At 66.3% G+C, this 15,252-nt stretch carries 14 protein-coding genes; 10 read left to right on the forward strand and 4 right to left on the reverse strand.

Translation table 11 applies throughout. The features are described 5' to 3' along the window. A partial coding sequence (locus ACM9HJ_RS28725) for a class II aldolase/adducin family protein (protein WP_416575234.1) occupies window positions 1-745 on the forward strand: 745 nt, incomplete at its 5' end. Window positions 746-800: 55 nt separating this feature from the next. Here ACM9HJ_RS28725 and ACM9HJ_RS28730 read toward each other — a convergent pair. Further along, complete coding sequence (locus ACM9HJ_RS28730) at window positions 801-1,874, reverse strand: sigma-54 interaction domain-containing protein (RefSeq protein ID WP_416575235.1); 1,074 nt, start codon at window positions 1,872-1,874, stop codon at window positions 801-803. Window positions 1,875-2,109: 235 nt separating this feature from the next. Between ACM9HJ_RS28730 and ACM9HJ_RS28735 the strand changes: the two genes are divergently transcribed. Genes ACM9HJ_RS28735 through ACM9HJ_RS28745 form a run of 3 tightly spaced genes read left to right on the forward strand, consistent with a single transcriptional unit; the run spans window position 2,110 to window position 4,261 of the window. After that, window positions 2,110-2,949: an ABC transporter permease gene (locus ACM9HJ_RS28735; RefSeq protein WP_416575236.1), complete on the forward strand. Its 840-nt coding sequence runs from the start codon at window positions 2,110-2,112 to the stop codon at window positions 2,947-2,949. A 33-nt stretch (window positions 2,950-2,982) separates the two neighbouring features. Continuing rightward, window positions 2,983-3,366 (forward strand): hypothetical protein, encoded by a 384-nt coding sequence (locus tag ACM9HJ_RS28740; protein WP_416575237.1) that lies wholly within the window; start codon window positions 2,983-2,985, stop codon window positions 3,364-3,366. A 7-nt stretch (window positions 3,367-3,373) separates the two neighbouring features. Next, window positions 3,374-4,261, forward strand: a complete 888-nt coding sequence (locus ACM9HJ_RS28745) for a 2-dehydropantoate 2-reductase (RefSeq protein ID WP_416575238.1) — start codon at window positions 3,374-3,376, stop codon at window positions 4,259-4,261. Here the strand turns inward: ACM9HJ_RS28745 and ACM9HJ_RS28750 are convergent. Continuing rightward, window positions 4,255-4,674, reverse strand: coding sequence for a CoA-binding protein (locus ACM9HJ_RS28750; protein WP_416575239.1), 420 nt, complete (start codon window positions 4,672-4,674; stop codon window positions 4,255-4,257). The genes ACM9HJ_RS28745 and ACM9HJ_RS28750 overlap by 7 nt on opposite strands. A 142-nt stretch (window positions 4,675-4,816) precedes the next feature. Between ACM9HJ_RS28750 and ACM9HJ_RS28755 the strand changes: the two genes are divergently transcribed. Next, window positions 4,817-5,251: a PaaI family thioesterase gene (locus ACM9HJ_RS28755; protein WP_416575240.1), complete on the forward strand. Its 435-nt coding sequence runs from the start codon at window positions 4,817-4,819 to the stop codon at window positions 5,249-5,251. 131 nt (window positions 5,252-5,382) lie between these two features. Here the strand turns inward: ACM9HJ_RS28755 and ACM9HJ_RS28760 are convergent, their stop codons facing one another. Further along, on the reverse strand, window positions 5,383-5,547 hold the full coding sequence (locus ACM9HJ_RS28760) for a YMGG-like glycine zipper-containing protein (protein ID WP_416575241.1): 165 nt from the start codon (window positions 5,545-5,547) through the stop codon (window positions 5,383-5,385). A gap of 380 nt (window positions 5,548-5,927) precedes the next feature. On the opposite strand from ACM9HJ_RS28760, the gene rplM reads away from it, so the two are divergent. The 3 genes from rplM to ACM9HJ_RS28775 all read left to right on the forward strand — a co-directional run bounded on the left by rplM (window position 5,928) and on the right by ACM9HJ_RS28775 (window position 8,335). Then, on the forward strand, window positions 5,928-6,392 hold the full coding sequence (rplM, locus tag ACM9HJ_RS28765; protein WP_416575242.1) for a 50S ribosomal protein L13: 465 nt from the start codon (window positions 5,928-5,930) through the stop codon (window positions 6,390-6,392). 3 nt (window positions 6,393-6,395) lie between these two features. After that, on the forward strand, window positions 6,396-6,878 hold the full coding sequence (rpsI, locus tag ACM9HJ_RS28770) for a 30S ribosomal protein S9 (RefSeq protein WP_416575243.1): 483 nt from the start codon (window positions 6,396-6,398) through the stop codon (window positions 6,876-6,878). A 116-nt stretch (window positions 6,879-6,994) separates the two neighbouring features. Next, complete coding sequence (locus ACM9HJ_RS28775; protein WP_416575244.1) at window positions 6,995-8,335, forward strand: glycosyltransferase family 9 protein; 1,341 nt, start codon at window positions 6,995-6,997, stop codon at window positions 8,333-8,335. On the opposite strand, the gene ACM9HJ_RS28780 is transcribed toward ACM9HJ_RS28775, so the two are convergent. After that, complete coding sequence (locus tag ACM9HJ_RS28780) at window positions 8,336-11,872, reverse strand: response regulator (protein WP_416575245.1); 3,537 nt, start codon at window positions 11,870-11,872, stop codon at window positions 8,336-8,338. Window positions 11,873-12,121: 249 nt separating this feature from the next. On the opposite strand from ACM9HJ_RS28780, the gene ACM9HJ_RS28785 reads away from it, so the two are divergent. Both ACM9HJ_RS28785 and ACM9HJ_RS28790 read left to right on the forward strand, forming a co-directional pair. Next, window positions 12,122-14,179, forward strand: coding sequence for an MHYT domain-containing protein (locus ACM9HJ_RS28785; RefSeq protein ID WP_416575246.1), 2,058 nt, complete (start codon window positions 12,122-12,124; stop codon window positions 14,177-14,179). After that, complete coding sequence (locus ACM9HJ_RS28790) at window positions 14,176-15,249, forward strand: HD domain-containing phosphohydrolase (protein ID WP_416575247.1); 1,074 nt, start codon at window positions 14,176-14,178, stop codon at window positions 15,247-15,249. The genes ACM9HJ_RS28785 and ACM9HJ_RS28790 overlap by 4 nt, the downstream gene beginning before the upstream one ends. Window positions 15,250-15,252: the final 3 nt, after the last annotated feature.

A 15,252-nucleotide genomic window follows, 5' to 3' on the forward strand; every position in this document is an offset into this window, starting at 1 on the left:
GAGACCCAAAATGACCGATATTCCCGGCCTGACCGCCGAACAGCTCGCCTTCGTTGCCCAGGCCCAAAAGGATGCGCGCAAAGCCTTCCGCGTGCTGCGGGAGACGCGCACCATCTCCCCCTCCGGCACGCTGGGTTTCACCATCCGCATTCCGGACAGCCAGATCCTGGCCAACCTGAACTATGCCGGCCCCTGGGGCGACGACCTGGACGAGGTGAAGACCAGCGTCGTCGGTTTCGACGGCACCGTCTATCTGGGCAAGGGCGGCGGGCCCGGCGGCGGGCGCTATACCAAGCTGTTCCGCCAGCATGACGACGTGGTCGCCATCAGCCATGTCCACACCCCGCATCTGGGCGCCTATTCCCAGGCGCATGCGGAACTGCCGCTGCTCTATGTGCCCAACCGCCGCTTCCGCAAGACGGCAGCATTGCCCGTCTATATCAACCGCCGTCAGGCGGAGGTGGATTTCATCCTGGACAGCATCGCCAAGGATGCGGAAGTCCCCGGCATCATCGAGGCCAATGGCGGCGCCACGGTGTGGAGCAAGAAGGGCATCATCGACCTGGCCAACACCATCCTGTTCCTGGAGGAAGGTGCGCATTTCCAGGTGCTGGCGGCGGCCCTGGGCGGGTCCAAGCCGTTCGGCTCCGGCGTGTTGCAGCAGCAATGGCGCATGGGCGGCCTGATCCCGTCCAACGCCACCGTCGATGATGACGGCACCATCCAGTACGCCGCTGCCGAGTAAGCGGGGTACGGAAAGGAAACCGGCCGGTGGATCGCTCCACCGGCCGGTTTTGTTTTCACAACATCCCGTACTGCTTCAAGCGATGGCGCAGGATATTGCGGGTGATGCCCAGCATCTTCGCGGTCTGCAGCTGGTTGCGGTGGCAATATTCATAGGCGGCCTGGAAAAGCTTGGCCTCCACCAGCTCATACAGGTTCTCTGCCCCGCTCTCGAACAAGGGCAGCAAGGCCGCCTCCAGCCCCGGCGCCACCGGCTCGGCCGCTTGCGTGAAGACCGGCGCCTCCACCGGCAACCTCTGCCCCGGCAGGTTCAGGTCGGTAGGTCCGATCGCCTCTCCGTTCATCACCAGCAGGGCATGATGGATGATATTTTCCAGTTCGCGGATATTGCCGGGCCAAGCATAGGCACCCAGCAGCCGTTCCGCCGCCGGCGACAGGCCGACCCGGCGCATGCGCAGCCGGTCGCCATACATTTTCAGGAAATGCCCGGCCAGCGGCAGGATGTCGGCCGGCCGCTCGCGCAGCGCCGGCACCCGGATCTGGGCGACGTTCAGGCGGAAGAACAGATCCTCGCGGAACCGCCCCGCCCTGACCGCCCCTTCCAGGTTCACATGGCTGGCGGCGATGATGCGGACATCGATGGGGATCGACGCGCGGCCACCCACCCGGCTGATCTCGCGTTCCTGCAGAACCCGCAGCAGCTTGACCTGCATGGTCAGCGGCAGATCACCGATCTCGTCCAGGAACAGGGTGCCGTGCTGCGCCGCCTCGAACCAGCCGCGCTTAGCGCTGATGGCGCCGGTGAAGGCCCCGCGCTCATGCCCGAACAACTCGCTCTCCACCAGGTTCTCCGGCAGGGCGGCACAGTTGATGGCGATGAAGGGCCGGGCGGCACGCGGACTCAGCCGGTGCAGCAGCCGGGCCACCAGTTCCTTGCCCGTCCCCGTCTCCCCGGCCACCAGCACGGTAGCCTCCGACGGGCCGATGCGGCCGATCCGGTCATAGAGTTGACGCGAGGCAGAATCCTCGAAGACCAGCGCGCTGGCCCGGATGCTTTGCGAATGAAAGCCCGGACTGTCGAAAGTCATCAAACCCGGCGGTTCGCCCCGCCCCTCCGGCTGCAACGGCATCGGCGCCCCCATCCTCCAGGCTCGTGATGTGCAGGGTTAATTCCTACTATCACGCTGTGGATTTTAAGGACGATTAAACGCGCGTGTCAAACAGTGAATTATAATAATATACAATCAATCAAGTGTTTATAAGAGGTATATCGCAGGTCACGGGTGAACGACCCCATACGGAGCCTCGGACTTGGCTCGACCTGACATGAGGGCCCTGCTATATCTCCCGCCCACGATGCAGGACATGGCGAACCGTTCAGATCAATTCTCCACCGGCCCGGTTTCCGTGGGCGGGTCGCTCCGGCGCATCATGGGGATGGTGTTGCGCAACTGGTTCCTGATCCGGCAGAGCTGGCCGCGCATTCTGGAGCTTTGCTACTGGCCCACGGTGCAGTTGATGGTCTGGGGCTTCATGTCCCAGTTCCTGCGCGGGCAGACATCGCTGCTGGCGGGAGCCGCCGGTGTGCTGATCTCCGCCGTGCTGTTGTGGGAGGTGCTGGTGCGCACCCAGATCGGGATGAGCATCACCTTCCTGGAGGAACTCTGGTCGCGCAACCTGGGCAATCTGTTCGTCAGCCCGTTGCGGCCCTGGGAATGGGTCGTGTCGCTGGTGGTGATGGGGTTCATCCGCGTCCTGCTGGGGCTAGCCCCACCGGTGCTGCTGGCCGTGCTGTTCTTCGATGTATCGATCTTCGAACTGGGGCTGCCGCTGGCGGCATTCTTCGCCAATCTGATGATGCTGGGCATCAGCGTGGGGCTGCTGACATCGGGCATGATCCTGCGCCACGGCTTGGGGGCGGAGTCGCTGTGCTGGATGGCGGTGTTCGTGCTGGCACCGTTCTCGGCGGTCTATTACCCGCTCTCATCCCTGCCGCCGCTGGTGCAGTATATCTCCGTCGCCATCCCCGCCACCCATGTGTTCGAAGGGATGCGGGCCGTGCTGTTCCATGGAACGCTGGACTGGTCCAGCCTGGCGCTGGCCGTCATTCTGAACCTTTTCTATCTGGGGCTGTCGTCCCTATACTTCCTTGGGGCGTTCCGCAATGCGCGGCGGCGCGGCGCCCTGTTGCAGGCGGGTGAGTGAGGGACGGCATCGGTGGCGGATCGGAAATATGCGGTGCAGCGGCCGAAGGGGGCGAAGTGGGAAACCCTGTCGCTGGTCGATGACCTCAAGGCGGGCAAGCAGGAGTTCCGCAACGCGATCAACCTGCACGGGGCCGGGCCCGTCCGCCTGATCCAGGTGGATTTCGTCAGTGACGAGGCGCTGGCCGATTTCGACTGGCGCCTGATCGAACTGCATGACCCGCGCAAGGATGGCAGGCCCAAGCCCACCCTGGTGGCGGGCAGTGAGCGGGCCAAGCCCAAGTCCAAGCCGGCGGCGCAGGGGACGGGCAAGCCCGGGCCGGACGAGAAGGTGCCGGTACCGGTGAAGACCTATATGCTGGCCTTCATGTTCGGGGTCGTGGCGCTGGGCGTGTGGGCATTGTTCTACAGAACGTGAGGGCACCATGGTGCGTATCGCCGTCATCGGGGCCGGTTCTATCGGCTGTGTGGTTGCCGCCCGGCTGGCCGCCGATCCGGGACGCGAGGTGACACTTTGCCTACGCAGCGGTGGGTTCACCGAGTTGCAGGTGACGGGACCCGATGGACTGGTGACGGCGCGGCCGGTGCTGCTGTCCGATCCGACGCAGGCCGAGCCGGTCGATTGGGTGATCGCCGCCACCAAGACCTATGACAGTTTGGCGGTGGCTGAAAGCTGGCTGCCCCGGTTGATGGGGCCGGAGACAAGGCTGGCGGTGCTGCAGAACGGGGTGGAGCATGTGAAACGTTTCACACCCTTCGTGCCCCCTGCCCGCATCCTGCCCGCCATGGTCGATATTCCTGCCGAACGCCAGGGGCCGGGCCGGGTCCTGCAGCGTAATGCCGGTACCATCATCGTGCCGGCGGAACCGGACGGAGAGGATTTCATCGGCCTGTTCGCAGGCACCGGGATCAGTGTGAGCGCCAGCCCCGACATCACGACGGTACTGTGGCGCAAGCTGTGCCTGAATGCGGCCGGGGCGGTGTCGGCCCTGCTGCTGCAACCGGGCGGCATCGTCCATCAGGCCGGGGCCGCGTCGGTGATGCGGGCGCTGGTGGCGGAATGCGTTTCCGTGGCGCGGGCAGAAGGGGCGCTGTTGGTCGAGACCGACATTGATAAGGTGATGGATGCCTGCCGCGCGGGCGCGCCAGACGGGATCAATTCGCTGCTGGCCGACCGGATGGCCGGTCGGCCCATGGAACTGGATGCCCGCAACGGGGTGATCGTGCGGCTGGGACGCAAGCACGGCATCCCGACGCCGGTGAATGAGACGGTGCGCGATCTGATCGAGGCGGCGGTGGCCAAGGCTCAGTAGAGCCGCGGCACCTCGATCATCGGGCAGCGATCCATGATCACCGTGCTGCCCAAGGCCTCGGCCTTGGCGGCAGCCTCGTCATTGCGGATGCCAAGCTGCATCCAGATATAGGGAATGCCGCGTTCGGCGGCGTCGACGGCCACCTGCCCTGCCGCATCCGGACGGCGGAAGATATCGACCATGTCCGGCTTTTCGGGCAGGTCGGCCAGGCTGGCATAGGCTTGCTGGCCCAGCACCGTCTGCCCGGCCAGCGCCGGGTTCACCGGGATCACCCGGTGGCCGCGATCGGCAAGGTACTTCATCACATAGAAGCTGGGCTTGGCCGGATCGGCCGTGGCGCCGACCACCGCAATGGTGCGCGCACTGTCCAGAACATGGCGGATCAGGTCGTCGGAATAATGGTCGTGGTTCATGGCGTCGGTCCCTGCCCTTTTCGCCGCAACAGCATGAGGGGGATTTGGGGGCGGGCCAAGCGCCTTGCCACCCGGCCCAAAGTCCAGGGTGCCATGCCGTATCCGCCTGCCTAGGATAGCCGCACCTTATAAAGGAGGGATCATGACGAGCCAGGAAAGGCCACCGGCGCTGGCGATCGCGGATTTCATCCACCTGCTGGACGAACACATGCCGCAGGTGCGGGCCGGCGGGTTCAGCGTCGTGGACATGGGCTGGGGAAGCTGCACCATGCGGGTGGCGGCGAGCGAACGGACCAGCCGGGCGGGCGGCACCATTTCCGGCCCCACCATGTTCGCCCTGGCCGACCTGGCGCTCTATGGCGCGGTGCTGAGTCAGGTCGGCAATGTGCCGCTGGCGGTGACCAGCGACATGAATATCCATTTCCTGCGCAAGCCGCCGCTGCGCCCACTGCTGGGCGAGGCGCGCATCCTGAAACCGGGCAAGCGCCTGGCCTATGGCGAGGTGCTGATCCGATCCGAAGACGACCCGGTCCCCGTGGCCCATGCCACGGGGACTTATGCGATACCCGTTGGTTAAGTTCCCTCAGGCGCCGGGCGCCCACATCCGTGGGCTTGGCTTCACGCCGCACGAGCGGCGCGGCGGCAGTCGCCGCCGGAGCGGTTTCCGGTGGACCGAAAACCGCTCATATCGCCCGACCCTGTATCGGCTTAGCGGCGGCGCTTCTTCTTGTCGTTGCTCTTGTCGACCTCGTTGACCACGGCGCCGGTGCCGGCACCCGCCAGGGCGCCGATGGCGGCACTGCCGACGCTGCCGCCCAGCACGGCGCCCGTGCCGGCGCCGATCAGCGCGCCGGACGCGACGCGTTCTTCCATGTTGTTACCGCACCCGGCCAGGATACCGATCAAAAGCAGACCAGCCGCAGCCGTTCGTCCGATAGTCGCGTACATTTTTGTCTCCGTCGTTATTGGACAACTGGCAAGTGAACGATGGCGACGGCGGGAGGTTCCCGCGCAACCGCACCATGTCACCACCGCATGCCCAGGCGGGAAGACGACAAACGGCCAGATGACGGTTTAAAAATATCCAATGAATTCAAAGGGTTTCTGAATAAGGTATTATAATACCGTTTGACAGCCCATTGGTGATGCTGCATTTTTTGCTTGCGATGGATGATGATTGGCCCTACATCACCATCCGCTTCGGTGCCAGCCCGGTGGTTGGCGCCTTCATCCGTATAAGCCCGAGTGCTCCGATGAAGACCTTTAACCTGAAGCCGTCCGAGATCGAGAAGAAGTGGATTCTCATCGATGCGGAAGGCGTTGTCCTGGGTCGTCTCGCCAGCCAGATCGCTCTGATCCTGCGCGGCAAGACCAAGCCCACCTATACCCCGTTCCTGGATTGCGGTGACAATGTCATCGTCATCAATGCCGAGAAGGTCGCCCTGACCGGCAACAAGCGCCAGGATGCCATGTTCTACTGGCACACCGGCTATCCGGGCGGCATCAAGGGCCGTTCCGCCGGCCAGATCCTGGATGGCCGCTTCCCCGAGCGCGTCATCATCAAGGCCGTCGAGCGCATGATCAAGCGCAGCCCGCTGGGTCGTCAGCAGATGAGCAACCTGCGCGTCTATGCCGGTGCCGAGCACCCGCACGCCGCCCAGACGCCCGTCGTGCTGGATCTCGCCGGCAAGAACGCCAAGAACAAGCGGAGCGCCTGATAAATGGCCACGATCAACAGCCTCGCTGACCTGAAGGCCGGCGCCGCCCCCGGCGTCGTCGCCACCGCTTCCGCCCCGGTCGAGCCCAAGCTGGACGCTTTCGGCCGCGCCTATGCCACCGGCAAGCGCAAGGACGCCGTCGCCCGCGTCTGGGTGAAGCCCGGCACCGGCAAGATCACCGTGAACGGTCGTGAGCTGGCGGTTTATTTCGCCCGCCCCGTGCTGCGCATGATGATCAACCAGCCGTTCCAGATCACCAACCGCGTCGAGCAGTTCGACATCATCGCCACCGTTTCCGGTGGTGGTCTGTCGGGCCAGGCCGGTGCGCTGCGTCACGGTATCTCCAAGGCCCTGACCTTCTTCGAGCCGGGCCTGCGTCCGCCGCTGAAGGCCGCCGGCCTGCTGACCCGCGATCCGCGCGTCGTCGAGCGTAAGAAGTACGGTAAGGCCAAGGCCCGCCGCAGCTTCCAGTTCTCCAAGCGCTAATCGCGTTTGGCCCCGGTTCGCCGGGTTTGTACGGAGAAAGGGCGTTCCCTGGTGGGAGCGCCCTTTTTCTTTGCCCGGCGCCGTGCGAATTTCCCCCATCGGAACTAAAGGGGTGGATGGTGCAGGCGGATAAGGACTGGCAGGGCGAACTGCGCCGGACGGGCATCGCCCTGCTGCGCGATCCCACCGATGCCCACGCCCTGAACGACCGCGCGGAGGCTGCGGGTGCACTGGGCAACTGGCCGATGGCGGTGGATTGCCTGGTCCGGCTACGGGACGTGATCGGCGACAATCCCGTGCTGCTGCGCAATCTGGCCCGCACCTATCTGAGGGTGCATGACACCGATGCCGCCCTGGCGGTGATGGAACGGCTGGTCGCATCCAATCCGGACAGCGAGGAAGTGGAGACCTGGGCGGTGCTGGGGGCGGTGCTGCTGACGGCCGGACGCACAGAGGCGGCGCTGGACGCCATCCGGCGCTGCGAGGCCCTGCACGGGCCCGGCCACGCGGCCAACGATATCAACCTGGCCACCGCCCTGATGCGTCTGGACCGTTGGCAGGAGGGGTTTGCCGCCTATGAACGGCGCTGGCAGGTGGTCGATGGCGAGACACGCGCCATCCGCAGCAGGCTGTCCAGCCTGCTCGACTGGAATCCCCGTGACGGGGTCGGGGCCGATCTGGTGATCGGGACCGAGCAGGGTTATGGCGACATGATCATGGTCGCACGCTGGCTGCCGATCATCGCGGCCCGCGCGCGCCGCGTGACGTTCATGGCGCGGCCGCTGCTGCTGGAACTGTTGGAAGGCAATTTCCGGCATATATCCAACCTGCGCTTCGCCCTGCCGGAGGATGTGAGGGAATGGACGTACACCCACCATCTGATGGCAATGTCCATCCCGCATGCCATGGGGGCGAAGCCGGACAATCTGCCGGGCCGTCACGGCTATCTGTCGGCGGCCCGCTGGGCCGGCCATCGCCGCCGCACACGGCAGCGCCCGGCCGTGGGCATTGTCTGGCGGGGATCGAACCAGCATGCGGAGGATAATGTCCGCTCCATTCCCGATGCCCTGGCGGTTTCGTTCCTGGTGCGGTCGCCGCATATCGATTTCTACGCCCTGTCGCCACCCGGCCTGCAGTCCTTGCGCGGATCGGTGCCGGACAATCTGTATTATCCCTTGAAGGACGGAGAAGGGTTCGAAGCGACGGCGGCCGTGATCGAGGAGATGGATCTGGTGATCAGCGTCGACAGTTCACCTTGCCATTTGGCCGGCGCGCTGGGCGTACCCGTTTGGACATTGCAGCGGCGCGAACCCGACTGGCGCTGGGGCAAGGCCGCGGAAGAGCGGACACCCTGGTACGCTTCCATGACCCAGCTGCGCCAGCCGGCGACGGGCGACTGGGCGGGATTGCTGGAGCAGGTGACGGCGCGGCTGGCGGGCCTGGGCGCCCGGGCCTGACTATGACGCCGCCGCCTGTTGCGGGATCAGGGTATCGACATGGGCTGCCACGGTGGCCCAGGCGGCGGGCGCCAAGTCCAGCAGGCGGGTTGCCAGCACGGTGCCCTGGTCATGATCGCCGGTGGCAAGGCTGGTTTCAATGCCGCCGGCCAGATGCTGGATCTGGCGCAGCCCCATATTGCCGGCCAGAGAGATCATGGAATGCGCCTCGCGCCGCAACGTATCCCAGTCCGCCTCGCCCAGCAGCCGGGCCATGCGGTCCGTGCGGTCGCGCCCGGCAGCCAGGAACCGCTGCATCAGGTCGGTGAATTCGGCAGCGTCGGTGAAGGAAAGCAGCCCCGCCAATACGGAAGGGTCGAGGACGGGATGGTCTGTCAGGTCCATGATGGGTTCCACGGGACTGCGGGGCCCGGCATGGACCGCGGCCCCGTCGCGGTTGCCGGCCCAATGCGCCGCCGCCAGCAGCAGCGCCTTGGGTTCATAGGGTTTGGAGACGTAATCGTCCATGCCCGCCTCCAAATAGCTTTCGCGCATGCCTACCATGGCATTGGCGGTCATGGCGATGATCGGGGTGCGGCGCTGGCCGGTCTGGCCTTCCTGGATACGGATCAGGCGCGTCGCCTCGATCCCGTCCATGCCGGGCATCTGCACATCCATCAGGATCAGGTCGTAACGGTGCTTCTCCGCGGCCAGGATGGCCTGCATCCCATCCTCCACCAGATCGACTTCATAGAGGTCGCGTTCCAGGATCAGGCGGGCGACATTGCGGTTGACGGGATTGTCATCCACCACAAGCACGCGGCGCCCCTTGCCCCGGTCGGCGGCCAGTGCCTCCACCGGGCGCGACGGTTCGGCGTTGGCGGGGGCGAACAGCCGGCCCAGCAGATCGCGCAGATCGGCGGGCCGCGCCGGCTTGGCAATCATGGCGTCGAACAGGTCTGAAGCCGGGTCCCCCGCATCCAGACCACCGGTGGAGGAGACGAGCACCAGCTTCATGTCCGCATAACCGGGATGGCCGCGCAGCCAGCCGGCCAGCGCGTCACCGGTCATGCCCGGCATCGTATGGTCGATCAGCACCACGTTGGGCCTGGCCGCCGCCAACAGGCTGCGTTCCAGTTCCGCCAAGGCGGCGGGCGCGCCATTGACGGCACTCACCTTCATGCCCAGCCGTTCCAGCTGTCGCGACAGGATGCGGCGATTGGTCTCCACATCATCCACCACCAGGGCGGCCAGGCCCTGCAAACGTTCCAGGATATCCTGCCGGTCGGGCAGCGGGGCGGCGGCGGGCGGCAGCGTGATGGTGAACCAGAAGCGGCTGCCCTCCCCCGCCTGGCTTTCCACCTGCACGTCGCTGCCCATCAACTGCACCAGCTGGCGGCAGATGGCCAGGCCCAGACCGGTGCCACCGAAGCGTCTGGTGATGGAATTGTCGGCCTGGGTGAATTTCTGGAACAGCCGGCCCATCTGGTCTGCCGTCATGCCGATACCGGTATCCGACACGGTGAAGCACAGGCGCGTGGCCCCGGGCAGCAGGACGGACCCGTCATCCACCCTGCGGACATCGATGGCAACCCCGCCCTCCTCGGTGAATTTCACGGCGTTGCCGGCCAGATTCAGCAGGATCTGGCGCAGGCGGGCCGGGTCGCCACGATAGGCGCGGGCAGCGGCGGGATCGATTTCGGCCGTGAGCGTAACCCCCTTCTGCTGCGCACGCGGTGCCAGCAGGGCGACGACCCCGTCCACGATCTCGTCCAGCGCGAAATCGATAGTGTCGAGGTCGAGCTTGCCGGCCTCCAGCTTGGAAACGTCGAGGATATCGTTGATGACATAGAGCAGGGCGTCGGCACTCTCGCGGATCGTCTCCGCGAAGCCGCGCTGTTCGGGCGAAAGGGCCGTATCCAGCAGCAGGCCGGTCATGCCGACGATACCGTTCATCGGCGTGCGGACCTCATGGCTCATATTGGCCAGGAACTCCGACTTGGCCTGATTGGCGGTCTCCGCAGCACTGGCGGCGGCCTCGGCCACGCGGCGCGCACGGTCCAGGTCGGCGGCCAGCGCCTGCAAACTGCCGGCCTGTTCGCCCAGCCGGTCACGGGCGGCACGCAGTTCCTGTTCCTGCAATACCCGTTCGCCCACATCGCGGGTGGCCGATACGATACGCTGCCCCGCCAGATCGTCGGCAGCCAGCGCGAAGGCCGTCTCCACCCAGATCCAGCGCCCGTCGCCGTGGCGCAGCCGGTAGGTCACGGGCGCGCAGGGCATGCCGGCCAGGAGGATGGGCGGCACGCGTTCAATGGTCTGTACGTCATCGGGATGACAACGGTCCTGCGGCGCGCCACCCACCAGTTGTTCAGGCGTATAGCCCAGCATCCAGGCGCAGGTGGGCGAGACATAGAGATAAGTCCCGTCCAGCCCGTGCAGTGCCACCACATCGCTTCCCTGTTCGGACAGGAGGCGGTATTGCGCGTCGCGGGTGGCAAGTTCGGCGGCCTGGCGCTGCAGGTTGGCCGCCATGTCGTTGATGGCACCCGCCAGCGCCCCGACCTCCCCCCTGCCGGCGGCGGCGCGCAGGCCCAGTTCACCCCGCCCCAGGCGGCGCACGGTACCGATCAGGCGGCGCAGCGGATCCAGGACCGTATGCGCCACGCCCACATAGACCAGCAGCATGGCCAGCAGCGCCAAGGCCAGCAGAATGCCCATATTGCGGCGGAATTCCCGATCCGCCCCCGCCAGCGCCTGTTCGCGCGGGTAGGAGACGATGATGCGCAGATCGCCGTTGGCCAGCGGCACGAAACCCATCAGCCGTTCCACCTGGTCCAGACCCGGCCCCACCCAGGTACCGCCGCCGGGCTGGTCCAGCACGGCACGGACGAACGGCACCTCGGACATGTCCTGGCCATTGACCCCAGCCAGGGTGGGATAGCGGGCGATGATGGTGCCATCGGCATGCAGCGCCACCAGGGTGGCGCCGGGCGTCACCTCCAGCAGGCGGGCGGCGATGCCATCCAGCCAGTCCAGCAACAGGCCGGCGAGAGCCACGCCCTCGATCCGGCGGCCTTCGGCCATGATGGGCTGGGCATAGACCATGACGGGCCGGCCCGTGGCCCGGGCCCGCAGATAACCGCTGATCGCCGGGCGGCCGGTTTCCAGCACGCGGCGGAAATAGTCCCGATCGGCCAGGTTGATTTCCGCATCGTCGGGTGCGGTCGAACAACGGATCGACCCGTCGGGGCGGGCGATGAACATGTTGGAGACCCAGGGCTGCGTGCCCTTCAGGGTCGCCAGGCCGCGGTCACAATCCTCTTCGCGTGAGACGCGGCTGGCGGCCACCGCCACCAGCCTTTGCAGGTTGGACATCAGGTCGGCATGCTGGGCGGCGGCGAAGCGGGCCATGTCCATGGCCCGGGCCAGGCCGTTGGCTTCCGCATCGGCGCGGCGCGACCGGTTCTCCAGCACCAGCACGACGGACATGGTCAGGATCACCGCCGACAGCAGCAGGACCAGCCTTCCCCTCAATGACAGTGATGGCAACCGCATCGGCATCGACCCATCGAACGGCGGCACAAGGGGCCGCGTTTCCAGGGGCAGAATACGCCGCTATGTGCCGCGTCGCGGCAGTGCATCGGGATAGATCGGACACCACCCGACGTGGAAACGGTATAGAAACAGCGAACCGTCCCGACCATAGGGATAGGGCGACATTCATTGGTGCTTTTAACCTTTCCGACTTCGGCTATATTCGATAGTGATTTCGCTGATCGACTGTCTTGGAAACGCCGGCCCCATATGGAAATTCTTGGTTTGTGCTTCACCAGCGCCGATGGCGCCGCAACCAGCCATGACAACTGGCTGGTGGCACTCTCCTTTCTGACGGCGGCGTTCGCCTCCTATGTGGCACTGGACCTGGCCGAACGGCTGCGCAGTGCCGAGGGGATGTTGCGCTGGGCCTGGCACGGGGCCGCGTCGGCGGCGCTGGGCGGCGGCATCTGGGCCATGCATTTCCTGGGCATGCTGGCCTTCAACCTGGACGCCCCCTTCACGTTCCATGGCGGGCTGACGCTGCTGTCGCTGGCCGTGCCCATCCTGGTGGTGGCCGTCGGCCTGTGGGTGGTGAAGAGCCGCATGAGCCCCATCCGCCTGCTGTTGGCGGGGGTGATCGTCGGCATGGGCGTCGTGGTCATGCATTATACGGGCATGGCGGCGCTGATGCTGCCCGGCACCATCGGGTACAAGCCCGGCCTGTTCGCGCTCTCCGTCGTCATCGCCCTGGTCGCCGCCACGGTGGCCCTTTGGCTGGCACTGACGCCGCAGCGCTTCAGCCTGCGCGTGGTGGCCGCCCTGGTCATGGGTGTCGCCATCTGCGGCATGCATTATACCGGCATGGGCGCCCTGGTCGTGACGCTGGACCCCACCCTGCCCGATGCACATGCGGGCATTCCGCGCCTGATCCTGGCCGCTGCCGTGGCGGCCGCCACCTACGGCCTGCTGGTGCTGGCCCTGGTGGCCGGTATCGCCGACCGCCGCATCTCCGCCGCCGCCGCGCGCGAGGCCGAACAGCTGCGTCGGTCCTTCCTGGCGCTGGGTGAGGAGATGCAGGCCCGCCGCCTGATCGAGGCGGAGCTGGAACAATCCAAGCTGGCGTTGGAACAGCGCGTGGCCGAGCGCACCGTCGACCTGGAAGAGGCGCGCGCCCGTGCGGAAGCGGCCAGCCAGGCCAAGTCCGACTTCCTGGCCAGCATGAGCCATGAGCTGCGCACGCCGTTGAACTCCATCATGGGGTTCGCGCAGCTGCTGCTCTATAACCGCGCCAAGGAACCGCTGACCACCAAGCAGGAGCGCGCCGCCATCCAGATCGAGAAGGCGGGCACCCATCTGCTGCACCTGATCGACGAAGTGCTGGACCTGGCCAAGGTGGAGGCCGGCCGCCTGTCCCTGTCGCTGGAGCCGGTGGATGCCGCCGCCGTGGCCCGCGACGTGGCGGTCAACATGCAGCCGGTGGCCGACAATGCCGGCATCGCCCTGGTACTGGACATAGCCGATGCCGGCACCGGCATCGTCGCCGACCGCACGCGCCTGGTACAGGTGCTGAGCAACCTGACCAGCAATGCCATCAAGTACAACCGTCCCGGCGGGCGGGTCACCGTCTCCATCCGGCCGGGCACGGACGGGCGGGTCACGCTGGAGGTCAGCGATACCGGCCTGGGCATTCCCGCCGACCGCATCGACCAGTTGTTCCAGCCCTTCAACCGGCTGGGCCGCGAGCATGGCGCGGTGGAAGGGACGGGCATCGGCCTGACCATCTGCCAGCGCCTGGTCCAGGCCATGGGCGGCACCATCATCGTGGAAAGCCGGGAAGGTATCGGCAGCCGCTTCCTGTTCGAGCTGCCTGCCGCCGCACCCGCCGTGGCGCTGGACGCGGCGCGGGCCAACCTGCCCCAGCGCGGCGCGGGAACGGGCGGGGACCGCACCATGCTGTATGTGGAGGACAATCCCGCCAATATCCAGCTGATGCGCGACCTGATCGACAGCCTGGGCGGGTTCCGCCTGCTGGTGGCGGCCGATCCGGGATCGGGGCTGCAACTGGCACGCACCCATCTGCCCGACATCATCATCCTGGACATCAACCTGCCCGGCATGGACGGGTTCGAGGTGCTGGCCCGGCTGCGCGCCGATCCGGCCACGTCCGGCATTCCGGCGCTGGCCTTGTCGGCCAATGCCCTGCCGCGGGAAGTTGAACGCGGCAAGGCCGCCGGCTTCCACCGTTACATGACCAAACCGCTGCGCGTGCCGGAATTCATGGCGGCATTGGACGAGGCGCTGGCCGGAGGGGCCGTCGCATCATGATCGAACTGTCCTCCCCGCTCAGCGACGAACTGTGCGCCGCGCGCATCCTGGTCGTCGACGACCTGCCCGCCAATGTCGAGCTGCTGCTGGGCATGCTGGAGATGGCGGGGTTCGAGAGTATCGAGAGCAGCACCGACCCCTTTGAGGGGCTGGCCATGGCGGTGCGCAATCCGCCCGACCTGATCCTGCTGGACTACCGCATGCCGGGACTGGACGGTCCGTCCTTCATCACCCGCCTGCGCGCGGAGATGGGCATCGATGCCCCGCCCGTGCTGGTCGTCACCGCCCAGAGCGATGAAGGTTCCCGAAAGCGCGCTCTGGAGGCGGGGGCGCGTGACTATGTCACCAAGCCCTATGCCTTCTGGGAACTGGTGGCGCGGTCGCGCAACCTGCTGGAACTGCATCTGCTGCACAAGGAACAGCGCCAGCAGGCCGAAAGGCTGGAGCGCCAGGTGCAGGACCGCACGGTGGAACTGGAACGCACGCGGGCCGAGATCATCCGCCGCCTCTGTTCGGCCGGGGAGTTTCGCGACGAGGATACGGGCCAGCACGTCACTCGTATCGGCCGCATGGCGGGCGAGCTGGCGCGGCTGGCCGGGCTACCGCCGCTGATGGTCACCAAGATCGCCAGTGCCGCCCCGCTGCACGATATCGGCAAAATAGGCATCCCGGACCGCGTGCTGCTGAAGCCCGGCAAGCTGGACGCCGAGGAATGGGCGATCATGAAGACCCATGCCGCCATCGGCCAGCATATCCTGGCCGGCAGCGGCCTGCTGCTGCTGGACCTGGCGTCGGAGATCGCCGGCACCCACCATGAGAAATGGGATGGCAACGGCTATCCCAACGGGCTGGCCGGGGAGAATATCCCCGTCAGCGGCCGCATCGTCGCCATCTGCGACGTGTTCGACGCCCTGCTGTCCCGCCGGCCCTACAAGGAGCCATGGAGCGTGGAAGCGGTGCGCGCGCATCTGGAACAGGGGGCCGGCAGCCACCTGGACCCGAAACTGACTCGCCTGTTCCTGGACAATATGGATCAGATGCTGGCCATCCGGGCGGAGCTGGCGGATTAATTA

The organism is Niveispirillum sp. KHB5.9 (assembly GCF_048066115.1).
Classification (GTDB): domain Bacteria; phylum Pseudomonadota; class Alphaproteobacteria; order Azospirillales; family Azospirillaceae; genus Niveispirillum.

Excerpts from the sequence above, each read along its gene's own strand:
- ACM9HJ_RS28730 (WP_416575235.1), bottom strand. The coding sequence starts at position 1,874 with ATGCCGTTGCAGCCGGAGGGGCGGGGCGAACCGCCGGGTTTGATGACT.
- ACM9HJ_RS28735 (WP_416575236.1), top strand. The coding sequence starts at position 2,110 with ATGGCGAACCGTTCAGATCAATTCTCCACCGGCCCGGTTTCCGTGGGC.
- ACM9HJ_RS28745 (WP_416575238.1), top strand. The coding sequence starts at position 3,374 with ATGGTGCGTATCGCCGTCATCGGGGCCGGTTCTATCGGCTGTGTGGTT.
- ACM9HJ_RS28750 (WP_416575239.1), bottom strand. The coding sequence starts at position 4,674 with ATGAACCACGACCATTATTCCGACGACCTGATCCGCCATGTTCTGGAC.
- ACM9HJ_RS28755 (WP_416575240.1), top strand. The coding sequence starts at position 4,817 with ATGACGAGCCAGGAAAGGCCACCGGCGCTGGCGATCGCGGATTTCATC.
- ACM9HJ_RS28760 (WP_416575241.1), bottom strand. The coding sequence starts at position 5,547 with ATGGAAGAACGCGTCGCGTCCGGCGCGCTGATCGGCGCCGGCACGGGC.
- rplM (WP_416575242.1), top strand. The coding sequence starts at position 5,928 with ATGAAGACCTTTAACCTGAAGCCGTCCGAGATCGAGAAGAAGTGGATT.
- rpsI (WP_416575243.1), top strand. The coding sequence starts at position 6,396 with ATGGCCACGATCAACAGCCTCGCTGACCTGAAGGCCGGCGCCGCCCCC.
- ACM9HJ_RS28775 (WP_416575244.1), top strand. The coding sequence starts at position 6,995 with ATGGTGCAGGCGGATAAGGACTGGCAGGGCGAACTGCGCCGGACGGGC.
- ACM9HJ_RS28780 (WP_416575245.1), bottom strand. The coding sequence starts at position 11,872 with ATGCGGTTGCCATCACTGTCATTGAGGGGAAGGCTGGTCCTGCTGCTG.
- ACM9HJ_RS28785 (WP_416575246.1), top strand. The coding sequence starts at position 12,122 with ATGGAAATTCTTGGTTTGTGCTTCACCAGCGCCGATGGCGCCGCAACC.
- ACM9HJ_RS28790 (WP_416575247.1), top strand. The coding sequence starts at position 14,176 with ATGATCGAACTGTCCTCCCCGCTCAGCGACGAACTGTGCGCCGCGCGC.